15 protein-coding genes are annotated in these 22361 nt (G+C 66.2%); 9 read left to right on the top strand and 6 right to left on the bottom strand.

The annotated features are described in order from the left end of the window. Nucleotides 1-114 precede the first annotated feature (114 nt). The 4 genes from GA615_RS21450 (at nt 115) to GA615_RS21435 (ending at nt 5747) form a co-directional block, all read left to right on the top strand. Complete coding sequence (locus GA615_RS21450) at nt 115-1071, top strand: biopolymer transporter ExbD (protein ID WP_152053373.1); 957 nt, start codon at nt 115-117, stop codon at nt 1069-1071. Then, nucleotides 1068-2036 carry a DUF6807 domain-containing protein gene (locus GA615_RS21445; RefSeq protein WP_152053372.1) on the top strand — a complete coding sequence of 323 codons (969 nt, stop codon included), beginning with the start codon at nt 1068-1070 and terminating at the stop codon, nt 2034-2036. Before GA615_RS21450 ends, GA615_RS21445 begins: the two co-directional genes overlap by 4 nt. Before the next feature lie 161 nt (nt 2037-2197). Beyond that, the gene (locus tag GA615_RS21440; RefSeq protein ID WP_161602476.1) at nt 2198-4306 is read left to right on the top strand and encodes a DUF1592 domain-containing protein; all 2109 of its coding nucleotides are present in this window, start codon (nt 2198-2200) and stop codon (nt 4304-4306) included. Between the two features lie 37 nt (nt 4307-4343). Further along, nucleotides 4344-5747 (top strand): DUF1552 domain-containing protein, encoded by a 1404-nt coding sequence (locus GA615_RS21435; RefSeq protein WP_152053370.1) that lies wholly within the window; start codon nt 4344-4346, stop codon nt 5745-5747. 136 nt (nt 5748-5883) lie between these two features. Here GA615_RS21435 and GA615_RS21430 read toward each other — a convergent pair whose 3' ends face one another. Next, complete coding sequence (locus tag GA615_RS21430; protein ID WP_152053369.1) at nt 5884-7377, bottom strand: efflux RND transporter periplasmic adaptor subunit; 1494 nt, start codon at nt 7375-7377, stop codon at nt 5884-5886. A gap of 234 nt (nt 7378-7611) precedes the next feature. Here GA615_RS21430 and GA615_RS27615 point away from each other — a divergent pair, with 234 nt between their 5' ends. From GA615_RS27615 to GA615_RS21415, 4 genes are all read left to right on the top strand, one after another. Then, the gene (locus GA615_RS27615; protein WP_161602475.1) at nt 7612-7767 is read left to right on the top strand and encodes a hypothetical protein; all 156 of its coding nucleotides are present in this window, start codon (nt 7612-7614) and stop codon (nt 7765-7767) included. A 52-nt stretch (nt 7768-7819) separates the two neighbouring features. Next, nucleotides 7820-9331, top strand: a complete 1512-nt coding sequence (locus GA615_RS21425) for a DUF1501 domain-containing protein (RefSeq protein WP_152053368.1) — start codon at nt 7820-7822, stop codon at nt 9329-9331. 113 nt (nt 9332-9444) lie between these two features. Further along, nucleotides 9445-10899, top strand: coding sequence for a DUF1501 domain-containing protein (locus GA615_RS21420; RefSeq protein ID WP_152053367.1), 1455 nt, complete (start codon nt 9445-9447; stop codon nt 10897-10899). Between the two features lie 102 nt (nt 10900-11001). After that, entirely contained in the window at nt 11002-11907 is a 906-nt protein-coding gene (locus GA615_RS21415) for a TolB family protein (protein WP_152053366.1), read from the top strand. A gap of 16 nt (nt 11908-11923) precedes the next feature. Here GA615_RS21415 and GA615_RS21410 read toward each other — a convergent pair whose 3' ends face one another. The 4 genes from GA615_RS21410 to GA615_RS21395 form a co-directional block, all read right to left on the bottom strand. Beyond that, on the bottom strand, nt 11924-12232 hold the full coding sequence (locus GA615_RS21410) for a hypothetical protein (protein ID WP_152053365.1): 309 nt from the start codon (nt 12230-12232) through the stop codon (nt 11924-11926). Between the two features lie 193 nt (nt 12233-12425). Then, complete coding sequence (locus GA615_RS21405) at nt 12426-13595, bottom strand: SRPBCC family protein (RefSeq protein WP_161602474.1); 1170 nt, start codon at nt 13593-13595, stop codon at nt 12426-12428. 198 nt (nt 13596-13793) lie between these two features. Continuing rightward, nucleotides 13794-15092 carry a serine/threonine-protein kinase gene (locus tag GA615_RS21400; RefSeq protein ID WP_152053363.1) on the bottom strand — a complete coding sequence of 433 codons (1299 nt, stop codon included), beginning with the start codon at nt 15090-15092 and terminating at the stop codon, nt 13794-13796. 165 nt (nt 15093-15257) lie between these two features. Continuing rightward, on the bottom strand, nt 15258-16910 hold the full coding sequence (locus GA615_RS21395; RefSeq protein WP_152053362.1) for an ABC1 kinase family protein: 1653 nt from the start codon (nt 16908-16910) through the stop codon (nt 15258-15260). 395 nt (nt 16911-17305) lie between these two features. On the opposite strand from GA615_RS21395, the gene GA615_RS21390 reads away from it, so the two are divergent. Next, entirely contained in the window at nt 17306-17635 is a 330-nt protein-coding gene (locus GA615_RS21390) for a hypothetical protein (RefSeq protein ID WP_152053361.1), read from the top strand. A gap of 156 nt (nt 17636-17791) precedes the next feature. On the opposite strand, the gene GA615_RS21385 is transcribed toward GA615_RS21390, so the two are convergent. Further along, nucleotides 17792-22267 carry an Ig-like domain-containing protein gene (locus GA615_RS21385; RefSeq protein ID WP_152053360.1) on the bottom strand — a complete coding sequence of 1492 codons (4476 nt, stop codon included), beginning with the start codon at nt 22265-22267 and terminating at the stop codon, nt 17792-17794. Nucleotides 22268-22361 lie beyond the last annotated feature (94 nt).

Raw genomic sequence — 22361 nt, 5'->3', positions numbered from 1 at the left:
CGATCCGGGTTGGGGTCTATCATGGCCGAAGGGCAGGGGGGGCCGATCCGACCGAGAGCTCAGTCATCCGCCTTGCAAGGCACTCGCCGCCCCTTGGCTTTGGAGACGCTCGCCATGATCCGCCGCCAAGGCTCGATTGCGCTGCTGGCCCTGATACCGTCGATTGCCCTGGCCGACGACTTCGACCGCCTCGAAGGCCGCACCCTCGCCGCCATTCCGACCGCCGCCGCAGCCGAGGCCCGCGACCACCTGACGCTGAACGACCTGCTGGCGCTGCCGAATGTGCTGGCCGGGGTCCGGTCGCCGGTTGTCGTCGTCGAGACCGACCAGGGCAATCCCAGTCGGGTGCTGGTGGCTCCCGGGTTCTGGTCCCCCCCGCCTCCCGAAGGGGCCGACCCGGACGATCGGCCCGAGCCGGTCGCCATCCTGATCCTGGAACGCTTTGCGACCTTCGAGGCCGGAGGAGGCGCGGCCCCCGATCGCCTGGCACAGGGGCAGAACGTCATGCTGTTCGACGGCTTCCGGTTCGATCTCGACTCCGGCCAGGTCGTCCCGGAGGGGCAGGGGGGTGACCTTGCCTTCGTCGGCTCCGAGGACGGAGAGCCGAGGCTCGACGCCATCGGCGGCGCCTCGCTCTTTGTGCTGAATCAAGGCCCCGAGTTCGCCGAGCCTCGACCGGGGGCTCCCTCCCCTGGCCGAGCGATTGTGCCCACCGATTACGCCGGCCGTTACCTGCTGCATGCCGACGGCTCGCAGACCGGCACGCTCGACCTTGCGGTGAACGGCCGGGCCGTGACGGGTCGCCTGCGATCGGACCAGACGGGGACCGCGTACGAGGTTGTCGGCGAGGTCGAACCCGGCACCGATCCGGCCGTGCGCTTTTCAATCCAGTTCCCCCGGTCTCGGCAGGAATATTCCGCCCGGCTCTTTTCCGAGGGGAAAGCCGCGATGGCCGGCACGGTCCTGATTCTCGACCGCGAACGCCCCTTTTACGCCCTCCGCGTCGACACTCCCGAATCCGAATCCGAATCTGAACCTGAATCCGAACCCGAACCGGACGACCAGCCATGACCGGACGCCGCTCGCCCCGATCCGACGCCACCGACTTCGTTTTCCCAAGGTGCCAGGCGATCCCCCAGCTTGAGCGGGCCTCGCTCCGGATCGACGGCCGCGAGGTGGTCGGCTACGAGTTCGAGCCGGGCAAGCCGCGCCCGTGCTTCGTCCCGGTGCTGGGGCCGTCGGGCCGAGAATTGACGCGAATCGGCCACCCGAACCCGGTCGGGCACGAGCATCATCGCTCGGTCTGGTTCGGCCACCAGTTCGTCGACGACATCAACTTCTGGGGAGAAGTGTCGAATACGGACATTCAGGTGCGGCACAAGCGAGTCCTCTGGTACGAGGATGGCCCGGAGTGGGCCGCCTTCGCCGCCGAGATCGACTGGTACGCCGACGGCAAAAATCGCCTGTCGCAGTTCCTCATTGCCGCCGTCGAGCCGAGCTCCACCTGGGAGGGATGCTACGCCCTCGACCTGCAATCACGGTTCACCTCGCCCGACGGCCGACCGGTCGAACTGGGCAAAACGAACTTCGGCTTCCTGGGCGTCCGGCTGGCCAAGTCGATCTCCGAGCAGTTCGGCGGCGGTCGCCTGACCGGGTCGGAAGGGGGGATCGGCGAGGACGCCATCTTCGAGACGCGCAACCGCTGGGTCGATTATTCCGGGCCGGTGGCTCCCGGCGTCTTCGAGGGGATCACCTACTTCGACCACCCGGACAACCCGCGGCACCCGTCCCACTGGCACGTGCGCCGTGATGGCTGGATGGAAGCCGCCTTTTCCCATCCCGAAGCCTACGGCGTGGCGGTCGAGCACCCGCTCGACCTCCGCTACCGGCTGTTCATTCACGGCGTCTCGGCCAACTTCGAGGTCTTCCCCGACCTCGATCAACCCTGGCAAGAGTTCGCCGAAACCCCGCCGTATGAATACATTGCGAGAGACGAGACCGGCTTCCCGAGCATTCGGCGTCGGGCCCAGAGCTGATCGGCTTGCGTTCGAAGGTTCAACACTCCGATGAGAAAAGGGCGCGTGATTCTCCTCGATGACGCTTGACTCTCTGGGGAGTTCTGTTTCGGTCTGACGGACGTTCCAACCCCTTGGTCCCGGTGAACGACGATCCAGCAAACGCCATGCGAATCTTCGAGATGAGTCTGAACCGCATCCGGGCCGTCGTCGGCCACGCCGCGGGCCGAGGGCTTCCTGCCCTGGTCCTGGTCTTCGGGGCCGGGCCGGTCATCGCCGAGGCGTCGGCCGACGACCGCTTCGACGAGGTGATCCGCCCGATCCTCGAAGACAATTGCTATGCCTGCCATGCGCTCGGGGTGAACAAGGGGAACGTCGATCTTGAAGCCCTGGCCGATGCCGAGGACGGGAGCCAGCCCGAGGTTCGGGACGCGTGGCTCGCCGTGCTCAAGAATGTTCAGGCCGAGATCATGCCCCCGTCCGACCATCCCCAGCCGTCGGACGAGGAGCGGAAACTGCTGCTCGACTGGATCACGTTCGACGCCTTCGGACTCGACCCCGACCACCCCGACCCCGGCCGCGTGACCGTCCGACGGCTCAACCGGACCGAGTACCGCAACACGATTCGGGACCTGATGGGGGTCGACTTCAACGCCGAGGCCGAATTCCCGGCCGACGATACCGGCCACGGCTTCGACACCATCGCCGACGTGTTGACCATCTCCCCCTTGCTGATGGAACGCTACATCGCCGCGGCGCAGGATATTGTGGGCCGGGCTGATCCGATCATCACCGGCCCCGTCCCCGACGATCCGGTCGAGCGTTGCCGCTCCACGCGAGACCTCCTCGGTCGCTTCGCCACCCGAGCCTTCCGCCGACCCGTGGGGGACGAAACCGCCGACCGTCTGACCGACCTGGCCCTGACGATCGCCGCCGAACCGGGGGCGACCTACGAGGCTGGGGTTTCCCAGGCGATGGTGGCCGTGCTGGCCTCGCCGCGTTTCCTGTTCCGCGAGGAAGGGATCGAACCGGGCGATCGGGGGCCGCACCCGAGGATCGACGAGTACGCCCTGGCCTCGCGCCTCTCGTACCTGCTTTGGTCAACCATGCCCGATGACGAGCTGTTCGCCCTGGCCGATCGGGGCGAGCTTCGGGCGAATTTGATGCAGCAGGTTGAGCGGATGATGGAGGACGAACGCTCGAACCAGTTCGTCCGGAACTTCGTCGGCCAGTGGCTTCAGGTGCGCAACATCGACTCGATCCCGGTCAACGCCTTCGCCGTCCTTTCCCGAGACGAGCCGCCGGACCCCGAGGCCGAGGCCCGCCGCGAGCGTTTCCGAGAACTGCGTCGGAAACCGATTGAAGACCTGACCGACGCCGAGAAGACCGAGCTGGACGAGGTCCGCGAGCAGTTCGGACGCGCCCGCGACCGCTTCCGCCAGTTCGAGCTGGACCGCGGCCTTCGGATCGCGATGCGTCGGGAGACGGAGCTGCTCGTCGAAACCATCATCCAAGAGGATCGCAGCCTGATCGAGCTGCTCGACAGCGACTACACGTTCCTCAACGAACGGCTCGCCCGGCACTACGGCATCGAGGGGGTTGAAGGGAACGAGATGCGCCGGGTCGATTTGCCGCCCGACAGCCCCCGAGGCGGCATCTTGACCCAGGGGACCATCCTGGCCGTCACCTCGAACCCCGACCGCACCTCCCCCGTCAAGCGCGGCTTGTTCATTCTCGAAAACATCCTGGGGACTCCGCCAGCCCCGCCCCCGCCCAACATTCCCTCATTGGAGGAAGCGGGCAAGGACCTCGGCGGGCGGGTTCCGTCGGTCCGAGAGGCGATGGAGCTGCACCGCAGCGACCCCCTGTGCAACTCGTGCCACAACCGCATGGACCCGCTCGGCCTGGCCCTGGAAAACTTCAACGCCCTGGGGATGTACCGCGAGGTCGAACGGACCGGCCCGATCGACTCCTCGGGCGTCCTGATTACCGGTGAGCCGTTCCAGAGCGTGCAGGATCTGAAGCGCATCCTGGCGGAGGACCGCCGCCGGGACTTCTACCGATGTCTGGTCGAGAAGATGCTCACCTATGCCGTTGGGCGAGGTCTTGAGTATCATGACGTTCAAACCGTTGAGACGCTCGTCGATCGCCTGGAGGCGAACGATGGGCGAGCCTCGGAGCTGATTCTCGGGATCATTGAATCGGCCCCCTTCCAGCGCCGGCGCGGGCCGGAGGGCCAGACCACCGTCGAACGGTCCGATCCGGCCGACCGGAACCTCGGAACCGACTGAGTCGATCTCTCTCGAACCCCAAGGGGAACTCAAGGTCATGACCGATCGCAACGATCCGATCGCCCCCGGCCCCGTCGCCGATCTCAGCCGCCGACGGTTCCTCCGAGGCTTGGGAACGTGCGTGGCGTTGCCGGCCCTCGCCTCTTTGCGACCCGCCGGAGCCCTGGCCGCCTCGGCACCGAGCGTCAAGGCGCTGGGCACGACCGCCTCGGGCGCTCCGCTGCGCAGTGCCTTCGTCTGCTTCCCGAACGGGGCGATTCCCTCGAACTGGTGGCCCGAGCAACCGGCCCAGGGGGCTGACCTTCGGCTGAGCCGGACGTTGGAACCGTTGGAGCCGGTGCGCGATCTGGTGCAGATCGTCGGCGGACTCGACCAGATCAATGCGACTGCCGGACCCGACGGCGCGGGGGACCATGCCCGAGGCAACGGCACGTTCTTGACCAGCGTTCGCCTGAACAAGAGCGCGACCGACATCCGGGCCGGTGTCTCGATTGACCAGGCCATTGCCCGGCGGATCGGCCACCTGACCCGCCTGCCGTCGCTCGAACTCTCGTGCGAGCCGGGCCGACGCTCCGGGGCGTGCGACTCGGGCTACGCCTGCGCGTATCAGTTCAACCTCTCCTGGCGATCGCCGACCACGCCGATGGCACCGGAGTCGAACCCCCGGCTCGCCTTCGAGCGGCTCTTTGGCGAAGGCCCGCCGGATCAGCGGCAGGCGAACCTCGAACGCCGACGCCTCGAACAGCGATCGGTTCTCGACTTCGTGATGGACGAGGCCCGCTCGATGCAGCGTCGGCTCGACTCCGAAGACCGGCACAAGCTCGACCAGTACCTCACCGGGGTCCGGGAGATCGAGTCCCGCATCGAGAAGGCCGAGCAGTTCGGCCCCCCGGCCGATCCGGGCATCGACACGCCGCCGGGCGTTCCTCCGGAGTTCGGCGAATATGTTCAGCTCATGTACGACATGATGCTGCTGGCCTTCCAGACCGACTCGACCCGCGTGGCCACCTTCCTGCTCGCGCACGACGGGAGCAATCGCTCATTCGACTTCATCGGCGTGTCCGAGGGGCACCACGACCTCTCGCACCACCAGAACCGGCAAGAGTGGATCGACAAGATCGCCGACATTGATCGATGGTACGTCTCGCAGTTCGCCCGCTTCCTCGACCGCTTGCGGCAGACCCCCGACGCCGACGGCAACTCGCTCTTGCAGAATACGATGATCGTCTACGGCAGCGGCAACGCCGACGGCAACCGCCACACCCATGACAATCTGCCCATCCTGCTAGCCGGCGGTGGCGGCGGTGCCCTGACGACCGGGCGCTACGTGCGCCACAATTCCGAGCCGATGGCCAACCTGTTCCTCAGCATGGCCGACCTGATGGGCGTCGACGACTTGCCCCGCTTCGGCGACTCGACCGGACGCCTGAGCAACCTTTGAGCCGTTCAAGGCCATTGCCTTGAGACGATTGAGGCCGGCGTCAACCCTCTCCCCGCTTCGCAGGGGAGAGGGATCCCTGAGGCTCAATCGTTTCACCGCAAGCGGCGCGAGGAAAGGCAGATGGTCAGCGACGTGGCTACACCGTTTCCACCACGTCGGAAGGGGGTTGAGGCAGGTCGGTCGGTGGCGCTGAGACGGGCTCTGACGACGGGTCGTAGGGGCCGAGGATGACCTGCTCACCTTCATCTAGGCCCTCGACCACCTGCAGCCGATCGATCGAGCCGGGCAGCACGCCGACGACCCGCCGTTCGACCCCGTTGGGGCCGACGACGTAGCAAATGGTTTGATTCCCGACGACGGACAGGGCCTCGGAGGGGATCGTCAAGGCGTTCGGTTTGGCCGGGATGAGGATCTCGACTTCGGCACTCAGACCGGGGAGCAACCGCTCCCGATCGTCCAGGTCGATCCGGACGTTGTAGCGCATGATTCCGGAAAGCTGGGCCATGCGGTCTTCGTTGTCGACAAACGGCGACACCTTCGCCACTCTGCCCCGCAAGATGAGCCCCGGCTTGGCGTCGACCCGGACCAGGGCCTCCTGGCCTTCGGACACCATCCAGATCTGAGTCTGATTGACCTGGGCTTCGACCACGGGGCGTTCCAGGTCCGGCAGCATGAAGAGTCTCATCCGGCGATACACTTCCAGCCCCAGGCGGATGGGCGTATCGTCCCTCGTGGTGCCATAGACGAGTTGGCCGTCGTGGGGGGCCCGGATCGTACACCGTTCGATCTGGAGCTCGGCCAGGGCCAGGCGTTCCTCGTCCAGCTCGCGGCGACGCTGGGCGAAGGTGTGAGTCGCTCGGGCCTGTTCGAGCCGGACCTCAAGTTGCCGGGTCAGCTTCGGTTCGGTGTAGCTTCGGTAATCCGACAGGGAACGCTCGGCGCGGTCGAGCGCAAGCTCGGCGCTGAGCATCGAGATGGCCTCGTCTCGGACGGCCGAGAGCGCCACGTAACCGAGGGGTAGGATTCGGTTGGTCCAGTCGAGGTGGTCGCGCTGTTGCTGAACCTGGGATTTGGCCAGCGCGACCTGCCCTTCAAGTTGCATCAAGGTTTCCAGTCGGACACCATCGAGGTATTCGGACAGGGCGATCTCGGCGGCCTGAAGGTCGTAGTGGGCCTTGGCCTCGACGGCGTTGGCCTCCTCGACGCGGATCCGCAAGAGTCGGGCGATCTCCTCGAAGCGCGAGGGGTCGATTTCGGCCAGCACCTGACCGGCACGGACATACGTTCCTTCGGGGACGAGGCTGATGATCGTCAGGCCCGCCGGTGTCTCCGAGCGACCGCCTCGGCGACCGCCGCCGCCCCCGCCACTTGTTGTGGGTAAGCCGGCGCCGCTGATGTTCTCGACCTCACACTCGATCATCGTGTACTGGGCGCTCTTGATCTGGCCGGGTACCGTCAGGCCGAAGCGGGACTGCGAGTCCAGCCGAACGACCTTCGCGACCGGAGGCCCTTCGGGGCGGTGGTCGCGATTCCACGGCCAGCGTTCGGCCCCGGTGATTCCGGCAAACCCGGTCATCGCGACCATCGGTATTGCCAGCAAGAACAGCCTGGTCGGAGTCACGAGTCGCATCGCAGGGCTCCGATTCGCAGAAATCTGAAGGGGTCGGGGCGTCGTTCTTGGCCCCGGTCCACCGTTCAACGAGGGCGCCGCGCTTCGCTCCAGAGTCGAGCGGCCACGACGGCGGGGCAGGAGAGAGAACCGGCCTCGACGTCAACACGCAATCGCTAGGGTTATGAGCGGCAGGACAGGCCAGCCTGTCCCAACTCTCTGGTCGTCTGGTTCCTGGATCTTCTGAGCCATCGGTTGCCTGACCGCTCGATGGCCCGCGCCGATCGCGCTGGTCCCGAGAAGCCCCCCAACCCGTCGAGCGGTGCCACCGCGCAGGCCGATCACCCCTGGCAATGTCTTCCCCCTCACCCCGTCTTCTGCTACAACGAGAAGGTGTTGCACTCCTGTTGAACACGGGGGCGGGAGCAACCCACCTCGGCCCGAAAGGGAGGGAGATCGTCTCATGATCCGAGTCCTCGGTGGCCCGAAGCGGCTCTGCGACGGCATGACACGCCGCGACCTGATGCACGTCGGGGCGCTCGGTCTGCTCGGACTCGGCGCGGGGGCCGGTCTTTCAGCTCGACCGGCGGTCGCCTCGGAGTCGGTCTCCCGGCTTCCGGGATTTGGTCGGGCGAAGTCGTGCATCCTGCTCTATCTGTACGGCGCTCCCAGTCAGATTGAGACGTTCGACCCGAAGCCCGACGCCCCGTACGAGGTGCGCGGCGACCTGGGGATGATCCCGAGCAACGTGCCGGGGCTCGACATCGGCGAAGGGTTCCCCCGGATGGCGAAGGTGATGGACCGCGTGACCGTCTTGCGGTCGGTCACGCATCCGTACCCGATCCACGGCGTTGCCTTCGCCACCACGGCGATCCCCCGGATCGAGCTTCCGATGGAGCTGAATCCGAGAGACGCCGCCCACTGGCCCTACATCGGCTCGGCCGTCGATGCGATGGACCGGCTCCAGGCGCCGGAAGGGTTTGTGCCCCCCGTGCCGCGAAACATTGCGCTTCCCTGGGCCTTTAGCACCCAGCGCACGGGAGAGGTGGCCCGAGCCGGCCCGTACGGCGGGTTCCTCGGCCCGTCGTACGACCCGGTCTGGACCGAGTTTCAAGGTACGGGAACCGTCTCGGCCCGCAAGACCCTCGCCGGCAAGACCTGGGAAGGACCCGAGCTGTACCGCGGCATCACGCCCGACAGTCGGTTCCGCCTGGCCGAGGTGACCGGCCGCCCCCCCGAACTGACGCTCGACCGCCTCGACCGCCGCCGATCGTTGCTCCAGCAGATCGAGCAGGCTCGGCCCGGCCTGGACGCGATGATCGACCGCGTTGGCAATGTCGATGACCAGCGGTCGATGGCCTTCGGCATGATGCAATCCGGCAAGCTCGCGAGGGCGTTCGACCTGTCGGAGGAGTCGGAGGCGACCCGGGACCTCTACGGCATGACCCTGTTCGGCCAGGCCAGCCTGACCGCCCGCCGCCTGGTCGAGGCCGGGGGCCGGTTCGTCTCGGTCTTCTGGGACGAGTACGGCCTGGCCGGCTACGGCTGGGATACCCACTGGGATCACTACCCCCGGATGAAGGACGAGCTGATGCCGGGGCTCGATCAGACCCTCTCCGGCCTCTTGCTCGACCTCGATCAGCGCGGGTTGCTCGATGAGACGCTCGTCGTCGTTCTGAGCGAGCACGGCCGAACCCCCCGGATCAGCAACATCGCGGGCGGAGGAGGCCGCGACCACTGGTCGCGCTGCTACTCCCTCTTGATGGCCGGCGGCGGGATTGCCCAGGGACAGGTCGTCGGCAAGTCCGACCGGATCGCGTCCGACCCGGTCGATCGACCCATCTCTCCCAAGGACGTTCTGGCGACGATCGTGCATCTGCTGGGGATCGACCCGAGCAGCGAGTGGCACGACCGCCAGGGGCGTCCCCTTCCGCTTGTGCCCGAGGCTTCGGTGATTTCCGAGGCCCTTGCCTGACCCGACCCAACCGACCGAACCAAGGCCCGATCCTTGCGGTGCTCGGCGTGCTTCTCTCCCGATCGACGCCCCGCAACCGAGGAGTCGGGCTCCCTCCTTTCGGGAGCAGATTGATGCCGATGGAGCCGCACGGCCACAGCCACGACCACGCCTTTCGCCACCTGAACGCGACCGATCGGGAAGGCCTGATGCTCGTGACCCGCCGCAACATGCTCAAGGCGGGCATGGCCGGGATCGCGGGTCTGACGCTTCCGGAGTTGCTTCGCCAGCGGGCCGCCGCGTCGGACGCCGGCCGGCCGATCGCCGGTCGCAAGGCGGTCATTCTGCTCTGGATGGCCGGTGGCCCGAGCCAGATCGACACCTGGGACCCGAAGCCCGATCGCCCTTATGAGAACCGCGGCCCCTTCGGTGTGATTCAGACGGCCCTGCCCGGCGTTCACATCTGCGAGCACCTGCCGAAGCAGGCGGCCATGCTCGACAAGTTCACCATCCTGCGATCGGTCGATGCGGCGCACAGTAACCACGAGCCGAACAAGGTTTTTCAGACCGGCAACCTTGAAGCCGCCCCTCGGATCAACCCGAGGGGAGACTCGTACCCGGCGATCGGCTCGGTCGTGGCCAAGCACCGCGGCGCGAACCATCCGGGGATGCCGCCGTACGTCGCCTTCCAGACCTCTCGGACGCACATTGCCTATGCCGGGGTTCTGGGCAAGGAATACGACCCGTTCATCGCCAACCAGGCCGCTCGGCTGCCGATCTACACCAACGTCGGCGTCGATACCGGCAAGATGACCAACGCCGAGCTGTTCAACCTGCCCAGCGGCCTGACCGAACAACGGATTCGAGGACGTCGATCGCTGCTCGAACAGTTCGACGACACCCGACGGGCGATCGAATCGTCTCCCTCGGTGGATGCGATGGACGACTACGGCCGCCAGGCGATCGAGCTGATCGCTGGACGGCGCGCCCGAGATGCCTTCGACCTGGAGCAGGAACCGCAAGAGATCCGCGATCGCTATGGCAAGCACCTCTGGTGCCAGCAGGCGCTGCTCGCCCGTCGCTTGGTCGAGTCGGGCGTCTCGTTCGTGACGCTTGATCTGAGCTACCATCGGGCCTCGGGGACGTGGGACACCCACGGCGACAACATCCCGCCGTATGGCGGCATCAGCAAGGGGCTTGGGCCGTTGCTGCCGCTGTTCGACCACCTGATTACGACCCTCGTCGATGACCTGGAACGGCTCGGCCTGCTCGACGACGTGCTGGTGATCGCCCAGGGCGAGTTCGGCCGGACGCCCCAGCTTGGCACTCAGGGCAGCACCGACGGCCGGAACCACTGGACCGGCGTGATGTCGATGTGCATGGCCGGCGGTGGCCTGAACCACGGCCAGGTGATCGGCTCGTCGATGCCCGACGGCGGGCACATCAAGGACCGCCCCGTCACTCCGGGCGACCTTGCCGCGACGATCTACAAGCACATGGGCGTGCCTCTCGACGCCCACTACCTCGAAAAGGATGGCCGCCCGAGGGCGATCGTCGATCGAGGGGAGCCCATCGCTGAACTGTTCTGATCCGACCCCCCGCGTTCCGATGCAACGGCCCAGGCACCTGATGGGCGGGTTGCGGAAGGCGGGGAGTCCTTTGGTTGAGAAAGGACGAAACGGTTGGGCGTGATGGCAAAGCTCGGCGTCCTGGTCGCCTCGGCCGCGATGGTCGGGGCCGAGGGGACGATTGAGCGACTCACCGAAGATGGTCGTGATGTGATCCGCCCGATCTGGTCGCCGGATGGGACGGAGCTGGCCTTTGGCCGGGCCGATCAAGGCGGATCGGCCATCTGGCAGTACGTAATGCCCGCGCAGCCTCCGGGGCCGCCGCGCCGGGTGACCGAACGGACCGACCCGGAATATCAAGGGGTGTTTGCCCCCGACGGCCGCCGGATGCTTCTGACAATCGTTCCGCGATCGGGGACGCAGGGGAATTGCGATCTGGCGGTGCTGGATCGGGACACCGAGGAACTGACCGTGGTGGTCGATGACCGGGGCGGTCGGCTTTCTCATCAGGAGTGGCCGACGTGGGCTCCCGACGGCGAGCGCTTCGCGTTCAGCTCGACCCACGAGGGAAATCAGGAGATTTACACGGGAGCCGCGGATGGGTCGGACCTCGTCCGACTGACGCAGAGCCCGGGGATCGACGCGCACCCGGCCTGGTCGCCTCGGGGCGATCGGATCGTGTTTGCCACCGACCGATGGGGAAACCTGGAGCTGGCGAGCACTCGGCCCGACGGCACCGACCTGACTCGCCTGACGGATTCCCCCGGGCTCGACGATTATCCGAGCGTTTCACCCGACGGTCGTCTCGTTGCGTTTGTCTCGAACCGCGATCGCCGGTTTGCCATTTACGTGCTCGACCTCAACCACCTCGATGCCCCCGCCGTCGCCATTTCTGGAGACTCGGGCCGAGCGACGATGCCGACCTGGACCCCGGATGGCCGAGGGGTGACGTTCGTCTCCGATCGGGACGGCGGGATGGATGTTTATACCGTGGACGTCTCGGCGATGGTCGAGGCACGAGGAGATTGAAGGCGGCTCGGCCGCCTCAGGAATCAATCCGGAAATGCTGGACCTCGTGCTGGCGGAGCCATTCGAGGAGCGATTCCTGGTCCTCGTTGATCTCAACCTCGGTGAAATTCTCGGTGTCGAGGGGGGAGACGAGCAGGACGACCCCTTCATCGAGGGCGCGCTCGACCTCCTCGCGGGCGATCCAGTATTCGTTCGGCCCGAGGGGCGGAAGGCCCGGCGTGTCGGGCGCCGACATGAAGTAGACGAGTTGCGAGCGAAGCCGGGAAGTGATGGTCAGCGGGGCGACCTCGGGACGGTCGATCGGGACGAGGCGGGGCTGAGGCATCGGAGGGCAAGGACCTTGAGGGTGCAGCCGGGCGAAGGCGACGTCGGTCGTGCCTCGCCCGTTGGGGGATCGCTGTTCCCATGATAGTCACGGCCCCGAGGGGTTGTCACGAGGTCCCACCGCGTCGCGGCCCCTGGAAGGACCGCGACGGCGAACAGGACGCTCGGTGGCATCGGAGCGAGGGGCCGGCGGCTCAGGCTTCGGCCCGGATGCGGTGGTCGGGGGGAGGCGTTGGATCGTAGGCGTCGTGTGGAACCTTGCCGGTTTCCAGGAACGATTTGGTCCGCAACAGCACCTGCTGAAGTTGCTGTTTCGGAGAATATCCGGCCAGCCAGGCGAGGCCATGACCGAGGGCACCGCCGGGGGGACTGTACGCCATCGACGCGTGAATCGTTGTGCTGCCGTCGGGTTCGGCGACGTAGCGGGCGGCTCCGGCGTAATGCAGCTCCGACTGCCCGGCGCTGTGCCAGGCAACGGCCTGGTTCGGCTCGAATCGGGTGATCAGGTCCTCGACCTCGAACGTCATCCCGCCGGGGCCGATCAGGGACCATCGCCAGTGGTGTTTCCCCATCGCCTCAACGTCTCGGACGTTCGGCAGAATGTGGGGATAGTTCTCGTAGTTCGTCAGGAAGGCGAAGACGTCTTCGACCGGGGCGTGGATCGTGATCGAGTCGTGCGACTCGAAGGCCCGATTGCCGCCGTCGGCACCCAGTAAGGTTTGAAGCGGCAAATCGGCAAGGGATCGGCTGATCAAGCCTGCTCCGACGAGTCCGCCAGCCAGGCCGAGCAATCCGCCTCGTGAGAGGCCGCCAAGGAGCAGGGCCCCGCCCGAGGCTCCGGCGAGCAAGCGGGTGGAAGGGTCCCACTGGGTCGGGATCGGATCGGGTCGGGCACTGCGGCGGCGCTGGACACGGTCATGCAGCGGGGCCGAAAGGGTGTCGGAGCCGTAATGCGGTTGCAGGTGGTCGACGACCCCGATGACCCCTCGGGTCGAGGCGACGGTGTCGAGCAAGGGCTCGACCTCGTCGGGAAGGATCGGGCCGCTGACGGTCGCCTGGCCGTACAGGACCGATACCTGAATGTCGCTCGGTTTGGTGACGACCCGACCGATGGCCGACCGAATCCGCTCGGCGATGACCCGATCGGGCGCATGATCGCTGGTCAACAGGGCTCGGCCTTCGGCCACCAACCCCTGAGCCCGATTCCGGGTGTCTCGACCGGCCTTCCGTGAAAGGGTGTCGAGCTGGTGGAGCTGGTGGTCGAACTGATCACGGACCAGGGCTCGGCGACGACGCCCCCGATCGGGGTCGAAGTAGTACATTAAGCCGGCACCGATCCCCAGCAGGGAAAGCGCTCGTATCATGAGTCTGTCGGCCGTTGGATCGAGGAGCATCGCTCGATCGAGGGCCGTCCTTCTCTCTTGAGGTTGCAGTTGCGTGAGAAACCCGGAAGCGACGGATACCAGACTCTCATGCAGAGATCGTGCCGAATCACCCTGAATGTTCGGTGAATTCGCCTGATGAACGGCGATCGCCGGGGTGTGTTGGAGGTCACCATCGGGTCAGGAATCGCCCGAAAGGGCCAGTATCAGGACGACGACCCCCAGAATGATGAGCCCCCAGATGGCCAGCGTGACCAGTGCCATTCTGAGTTCGGGAGAGAGGTTCGGTAAGGTCCGCCGTCGAGGAGCCTCGGGTGTGCGGACGAGAGGAGGAAGATCCCTCGGCTCCGGTTCGGGAGACACCGGGGCGAGGCGCGAAGCGCTGGAGCTTGAGGAGACGCGGTTCGACTCGGTGGCGAGGGGCGCGTCGTCTCCGGAGTCGAGCCACGAGCGGAGGGCGAGGGCGAATTCGCCGATGGTCGGGAAACGGTCTTTCGGATTTCGGGAGAGGGCTTGGAGGACGATGGCGTCGAGCGTTGGGGAGAGATCGGGGCGGAATTGCCGAGGGGACGGGGGCGGTTCTTCGAGCTTTCGGTAAATGACCACGTGTGACGGCCCCTGAAACGGCCGACGGCCGCAAAGCAACTCGAACAGCACGACGGCCAGGCTGTACTGATCGCTGGCCGGAGGGACGTCTCCGTTGATGCCGGCGGCGACCTCGGGGGCCATGTAGCCGGGAGTTCCCATGATCGTGCCGACCTCGGTGATCGTCGCATCGCTTGGCCCGCGGTGCTGGGCGAGGCCGAAATCGGCGATCAGGACCTCGCCGGCAGCGTCGATCAGGAGGTTTGAGGGCTTGATGTCGCGGTGGACGATTCCCAGGTCGTGCGCGTGTTCGAGCGCCTCGGCCAGGTCGCAAATGATCTCGGCGGCGCGGCGGGCGGGCAGAGGGCCGTCGATCAAGAGTTCCGCGAGTGTCGATCCGGGAACGTAGGCCGAGGCGATGTAGTCGTGCCCCTGGTCGTCTTGTCCGGCGTCGAAGACCGGCACGATATGGCCGTGACGCAGCTTGCCGGCGGCTCGGGCCTCGCGGAGGAAGCGCTCGACGGCCGAGGGGGCTTCCAGAACCCCCGGATGCGGGACCTTCAGCGCCACGTCTCGATCAAGCTGGGGATCATACGCACAGTAGACCGCGCCGAAGGCCCCGGCACCGATTTCCCGCTTGATCACGTAACGCCCGACCTGGCGGGGCAGCTCCCGATCGGGCCGGGCCCGTTCCTCGGCCCCCTTGACCAGGGTGGTCAGTTCTTGCGTCTGGGCCGATCCGGTGCCGCCGATCGGCGAGGCGATGGGAGGGACGTCGGCCAGGTTGAACCGCGAGCCGCAGACTGGGCAGCGCACGGCATGACCGGCCAGCGACGGGTCGAAGCGGTTGATCCGCTCGCACGACGGGTTCGGGCAGCGGACGGTCACGGGCATTGCGAGCTCCCCGGTGGGATCGAGCAGCAAGACGGGGGGGTGAGGGCGGCTCCGGCACGGGTCCGGGGAGACGGCGTGGGAGGCCCAACGGGTTATCCTATGCCATGCTCGGCGCCTGGGCCAGCCGACGGCGACCAGCAAAGGAAGCCGCAATCGTGACGGTCGTTACGAATGGCGGAACATGTTCCAGAGCAGCCAGCCGCCGAGGATCACGGCGATCGCGTAGCCGGTCACCCCGAGCGGGAGGAGGCGAGGCCCGGCATCGACGATCAACGATGATCCGACGACCAGGCCGGCGATGACGATTCCGGCGGCCAGGGTGTTACCGGTCCGGGTCAGTTGCTTGACCAGTTGCTCGAATTTATGCAGGTCGAACGTCACCCGAAGCTCGCCGCGTCGGATCGATTCGAGCGATTGGCCGAGGACCTCGGGCAGCAACGTGGCCACGCGCTGCACATCCTCTGCGGTTCGGCCGGCCGCGGCGAGCAATCGCCACGGGCTATAGCGTTTGCGGGTCAGCGCGGCGACGTAGGGGCGGGCGTGGGTTGCCACGTCGAAGTGGGGGTCGAGGTGTCGGCCGACACTTTCAATGGTGATCAACGATCGGATCAAGAGCATCAGGTCGGGAGGCAAGCGAAGGTGATGGCTACGGATCAGGGCCACCAGTTCGCCAAGGAGTTTTGAGAGGTCGATGTTGTCGAGCGTCAGCTCGGAGTAGGTCAGGACCATCTCGCCGAGGTCGCGACGGAGGGCGCGGTAATCGACCCCCTCGCCGCTGATTTCCAGATCGTCGAGCGCCCGCATGACGCGGTCGGTGTCCTGGGCCATAAGTCCGAGCAGGAGGTCCGCAATGCGTTCGCGGGTGGGGAGGTCCATCTGGCCGAACAGGCCGTAGTCGAGCTGAACGACGATGCCGCCGGGCAAGACACGGAGGTTGCCGGGATGAGGGTCGGCATGAAAGAGGCCATAGGTGAAGATTTGCTTGGCCAGGAGGACTCCGCCCCGGACAGCGACCTCCTCGGGAGTGATCCCCAGGGCTCGGATGCCGTCGAGGTCGTCAATATCGACGCCGTCGATCCGCTCCATGGTGAGGATGCGGCCGCTGGAGAGGTTGTCGATCGTCTCGGGCACATAGACATGAGGCTCTTTCGCCAGTTGCAACTTGCAGCGCTGCATGGTGCGGCGCTCGGCGTTCAGGTCAAGCTCTCGCTTGAGATTGCGTTCGAACTCCTTGGCCAGGGCCATCGGTCGGGCGGCGGCGATCCAGGGAATTCGGCGCTCGGCGAGATGGGCGAGGTTGCGGAGGATGTCGAGGTCGGCCTGGACCACCTTCTCGATCCCCGGGCGTCGGATTTTGAGGACGACCGAGCGGCCGTTGAGCAAGGTCGCGGCGTGGACCTGCGAGATGGAAGCCGACGCCAGAGGGACCGGGTCAATCGCGGCGAAGAAGTTCTCGGGAGGGCCGAGATCCTCGCGGATGATGGCCTCGGCCTCGGCATAGGGAAAGGGGCGAACCTCGTCTCGCAGGAGGCTCAGCTCCTGGATGTACGAATCGGGCATCAGGTCCGGCCGGGTGCTGAGCAACTGGCCGAGCTTCACGAAGGTCGGCCCGAGATCCTCGCAGACCATCCGGAGCCGCATGGCGCGGTCGGCCGGGGGGATGTTCTCCTCACCCAGCGCGATTTGCTCCAGCGGACGGACGAGGCCCTCAATGTGAATGGCCGCAACGACGTCCTGATATCCGTAACGGAGCAGGGTCGAGAGGATTTGCCGATACCGCGGCAGGTCGCGGAGGTGGCCGACGGTTTCGCGAAGCACCGGGCAAAGCGCCTCTCATAGAAGAAGCAAACGATCGAGGGTCGAACCGTGAAGCTACCACGAACCGCGCCGGGTTCGTCGCGGCCGATCCGGTCCCCTCGACGCATCGATCAAGGAGTCGAAGGGAATTGCGCGGAGCGAGCCTCGGGGGATGCGCAACAGCCGTCGCCCCTGGTCGTGGTCAGCCGATAGCCTACCCGAGTGCCGCCGGAGGGCTCAAGCATTCCTTGCCGAAGCGGCCTGCCAAGGGCCTCTTGATGTGGGGAACGATCGGCCGACATACGACCCGGGGTTGTGGCGAGGTGCCCCTCCCGAGTAAACTGGTGCCACTGGAGTTCCTGAGATTGAATTCTTGATGTCAGGACGACCCCGGCCCGAAACCCTGGGAAGACCTCATGCCCGTCGATCAATCCGTCGAATCGCCCGTCCGGGTCATCGAAGACGCTGATGACCTGTCCGAGGCTCGGCTGGAAGCCGCCGGTTTCATCTTCCACGGTACGGTCCCTGAGCCCGATGCCCCTCGTCGGGCCGTTCGAGCGACGACCAACCTCTTGCACTTCGCACGATGCCCCAAGGTCGATCGGGGACAGAACGATCCGGACTTGCTCTGGTTCCGTACCATCCGGATTGCCAAGCGACACCTCGACGATTCTGTCGGCACGGGTCGCTGGAAGTGGTGCAAGCATTGCCAGCAAGAAGTCACCCAGCGATTGCTGAACGAGTGACCTGATGGTTCGGTCGGCACGCGATTGCTCCCGATCCTCGTGGAGCCATCGCGTTCGATCCGTGCCGAGCATCCGTCAGATTCCGAAGGCCCTTGCGAGGTTCGCTCGCTCGGGGCCCTGGGAATCCGGAATCTTGTAACACGAGCCCCGCGAGGCTCAGCCCATCGGAGCGAAATTGCTCCTCGAAGCGGGTCGGAAGCCGAACCCGGTAAGCTGTGCCGGTCGTTCCTGGGGACTGACCACGGGGCGATTCGCCCGAAGGGCGTTCTGCCGGGCCTGGATTTGTTCGAGCTGTGCCGCCCGACGCTGGGCGATCCGCTCACGCTGCGCCTCTCGGATCAAGGTCATCCGCTCACGCCAGGACGTGGCGGGCGCCTGGGTCCCCGGAATGATCCCACCGCCCGACACGGTTTCCCCGTCCCCAACCGTCGGAGCCGGGCCGGCCACGGAGAAGGTCCGGAGCGCCGGATTGACCGGGCCACCGTTCAGATTGACGCCGATGGTGGACCCGTCGCTGAAATTCAGGCGGATGAAGTAGGGTCGGCCGGTCTCGACCATGTACGGCTGCACGTAAAGCTCGGCCCGAGCGGTGCCGGGAGCGTGAATCAGGGCGGCCTTCCAGTAGACAGAACTGGCGATGTTGTATTGCCAGATCCCGCCTCCCCAGCCGCGGACCTCGGCCGAGACGATCGAGCGGTCGGTCGGCAGGCCGGTCAGGGCGAAGCCCACGTCCTGGTAACCGTCGGGAGCCGTCTGGCTGACCGATCGGCCCACGAGATCGACTCCGGCCCGCTGCCCGAGCCAGATTCCAGTCGGAGCGGGGAAGGCGGCTGTGATCGTTGCCTCGGCTCCCAGGTTCCCGGCGGCGTCGATTGCGCGGACCGTGACCGGAGTAGGGTCGAAGGGCAAGCCGCGGGCCAGGAACGAGGTCGCCCCGGCCAAGGGGATCGTCGGACCATTCCCCACGCGGTAGACATAATCAACGGCGTCAGACAACTGCTGGAACGAGACGCGACCGCCTCCCAGGTGGGTCAGGCCGGCGACCGGAGCGGGTGGCGTGGTGTCGATTCGCACCGTCAGGGCAGGCCCCTCGGTGGCATTCCCGGCGGCGTCGATCCGACGGATGGAAAGCTGATGCTCGCCGTCGGGTAGGGGGACATCGGGACGCAACGGGCCCGAGCCGAGGTTCTGCGCCACGTTCCGGCCGTTGTGGAGCAAGACGAGTCGGTCGAGGTTGGGAATCACCGCCTGGAAAGACGGCCGGTTCAGGCGGGTAATCCTGTCGGAGCTGGAAAGGCCGGTGTCCTGACCGGGGCCCAGCATCACGGCAACCGGATCGGGGGGCGTCGTGTCGATGGTGACGGTCAGCGGGTCGCCGAGCGTTGCGTTTCCGGCGGCGTCGATCCGACGGACGGCAAGCCGATGCTCGCCGTCGGGTAGGGGAGAGTCTGCCTGCAATGGACCTGGTCCGAGGCGTCGATCCAGCTCCGTCTCGGTCCCACCGACGAGGCGGACCAGGACGAACGTCTCGCTTGCATTCCCCTCGACGACGAGAACCGGCGCGGCGATGCGGGTCAGGCGGTCGGTGGTCGAGACGCCGGTGTCTTGCCCCGGCCCGAGTTTGGGGGTGACGGCTTCGGGCGAAGTCGTGTCGAGCGTGATCGTCAACCAGGATTCGGGGCTGGGACGGCCGTAGTCGTCGATTGCTCGGATGAAGATGGTTGTGGTGCCGTCGGTCAGGTTCTGCGGCAGGAAGCCGTTGGGGTTCAGGATCGGTTGGAAGGTGCTTTGACCTTCCCGACGGTATTCGAGACCGACGGCCCAGTCGGGGCGATCGACAGCGAGCCGAGGGTCAGAGGTCAGAAAGTCGCTGGGGCTCAGGCCAGTATCGGCAATCAGGCGCAGCCCTTTCGGAGCGATCAGCGGTTGCTCGGGCATGCGGATGAACTGGGTCGAGACGGCATCACCGTTGAAGGTCATCGACTCGGCCTGGATCGTCGCGCCGCTGGTGATCGAGGGGGGCAGCTTGACGACATTGCCGGTGACCGTCATCCGAATTTCGAGCGGGTCGATGGACAGAGGGTCGCCGAGGATCATGGCCGTCGGCGGGGTCACGGTGTTGAATTGCGAGAAAAAGGCCGGGGACCAGGCGAACAGGTTGTCCTGGATCTGGAGATCGACATAGGTTCGTCCCTCACTCCGTTTCCCCTGAGGGTAGCGAACGATCCCGGCGTCGAGTCCTCCCTGGCTGTCTTCGATCGTGTTTTCGATGAACCGGACGTCGAGCTGAGGGGTGTGCGTCCAGCCCCAGTGAACGGTCGATTCGGACGCGGCCGACTCGATCCGAACCGGAGCGCCGCCGAGCAAATGATTCTCGCGTACCTCAACGCCAAAATGGGCCCCGGCGAGGACGATCGGCGAGGCCTCGGAACCCCCTCGAACATCAACATAATTGTCTGCAATGATCAGATCCACGAAGCCCGACGATACCGAGACGGCCTCGATCGGCTGATCGGTCGGCAAGGGATGATCGAGTAAGAGGGTTTGCGGATCGATCACATGAGCGATGCGTCGCCACTGGCCGGCGCTGGGGCCGGAGAGGACCGCGACCACGTCTCCCGATCGGATGGCTCGGCCCTGAGGCGGCGGGATTTGGAGAATCAAGCCGTTGTCGGAGAGGGCCAGCGGCTTGCCTTCGAACGGGACGTGATAGGCCTCGGTGAGGATGACTTCAGGATTGTTCGGGTGGGGCTGCGGGTCGTCGTCCCTCGGGCCGATCCCCTCGACCCGATTGCGTACGACTCGCATGTTCGAGCCATCCTGGGTCAAAACCAGGAAGCGATAGGTCTTGCCCGAGCCGGGCAGGGGGGAGGCCACGTTGTCCCGGACGGTGACATCGTAAGCCCGGCTCATGGCGAAAACGTCGTGTGTCCAGGTGCCGGGCATCGCGCCGAGGTACGTATTGCCGGCGATCTCCCAGGGGCCGTTGAAGACCCGAACCGATCCGCCGCGCAACTGGTTGTCGAGCAGCCGGCCGTTCTCGGACGAGGTCAGATTGACGAGCAGCGCCGAGTATTCGAGCGAATCGCCCAGGGCCGAGACCGGCGGGCCTTGCAGGTCGAGATTGGAGAGGAGCAGGCCGACCTTGGCGGTCCCGGTAGTCTTGTCCCGAGCATCGGTGCTGAGAATGACCGCCGGCTCGAACGGGACCGACCAGTCCCAACGCACCGGGCCATCGAATCGCACGGCGAAGCCGTCGAGCGTTGTGTTGCCGTGATGAATGGTGATGGCCGAGGGCCAGGCCGGGGCGTCGCTCGCTTGCGAGAACACGAGGGTTGCACCGGGATCGGCGGAGATCTGGATGGCCCGGTTGAGGATTAAGGGGCGATCGAGGTCGTAAACTCCGCTCGACAGGTGGACCGCGCCAAAGCCATCAACGAGCGCTTGCAGATCGTCTCCCGGCCGAGCGACCACGCGCGATGCCTCTGGCCGAGGGGCCCGGAGAGTCGAGTCGATCGGTCCGTGTTCGATGCGGACGAGCGAGAAGGTGCCGTCGTCGTACTGGAGGCGAAGGGTCATCTCGCCCGGTTCGGCCTTCTCTCGGGCGGCAAAGGCGATTGAAGCACGGGTCGGGTCGTCCGGATCGCGTCGGAAGGTCAAGGGGCGGGACGAGGGTTCGATCGAGACCGGGGCAGTGATGGAGGCGTCGGTGTAGGCCCAGGTCGCACCTCGTTCGGTTCCGCTGAGCGAGGCGCCGACGACGGTTCGATCGGTCGGCAACCCTTCCAGGCTCACTCCGGCGGCGCCGAGGCCGGCGATTGGGTCGTTCGACTGGCCGAGCCACTGAGCAAGGATCGGATCGGATCGGAGGGGGACGCTCGGGGCAGGGGAGACGAGGAGGGTCGGATCGCTCGGCCCGGCGGTCAGATCCGCGAGTTCGATCGTGTTGTCGGCGTAAAAAATCGTGACGGTCAGGGGGAGGCCATCAAGGCTTTGCTCGGGCTGGAAGAACAGGGAGCCCTGCGTGGGGTCGGCTGCGTTTCGGACGAACTCGGCGTTGGGGAGCCCCTTGGGATTGGCCCCCGATTGCCAGGCGAGGCTGCCGGGCCCTCTGACGTCGATCGTCGTGATGGGGACCGTCGGCGAGAGGTTCGTCAGGGCGATGACGGCGTCCTGGCGACCGTCGGGGCCGACCGAGGCACCGTTGCCGACCCGGTCGGAGCCGTCCTGGCCAATCCAGGAAAGCTGCGCCGTGAGTTCGGGCATGCGGAAGGTTGGATCGGCGATCCCTCCGGCGAAGGAGATCAGGGTGGTTGATCCGTCGTCGAACCAGAGGCGGACGCTGAACGGCCGACCGACCTCGACCCGATTCGGCTCGAAGAACAGGTCGGCCTCGGGGGAGTCGTTGACCCGGACGAAGGCGGCGGCCCAGTGAACTCCGGTTCCGTTGTAGGTCCAGATGCCCCCACCATAGCCTCGGATCTCGGCCGAAGTTACGGTCTGATCCGTGGGGAGGTCATCGAGGGTGATGCGAATGTCCTGGACACCGTTGGGTCCGGGGGTGGTCGAGCGGCCGACGAAGTCGTGTCCATCCTGGCCGATCCAGGTTGCAATCGGTGCGAGACCGCTCAACAGAGTCCGGATTTCCAAGGTGTCACACACAGGTCGAACGGGACGCTTCCGTGACGTGCTCATGGCTGAGAATGCCGCATCTCAAAAGGTTACG

The sequence above is a fragment of the Tautonia marina genome (assembly GCF_009177065.1).
GTDB lineage: Bacteria > Planctomycetota > Planctomycetia > Isosphaerales > Isosphaeraceae > Tautonia > Tautonia marina.
Note: the sequence above shows the minus strand (reverse complement) of the source record. Positions and strands in the feature narration are given on the sequence as shown.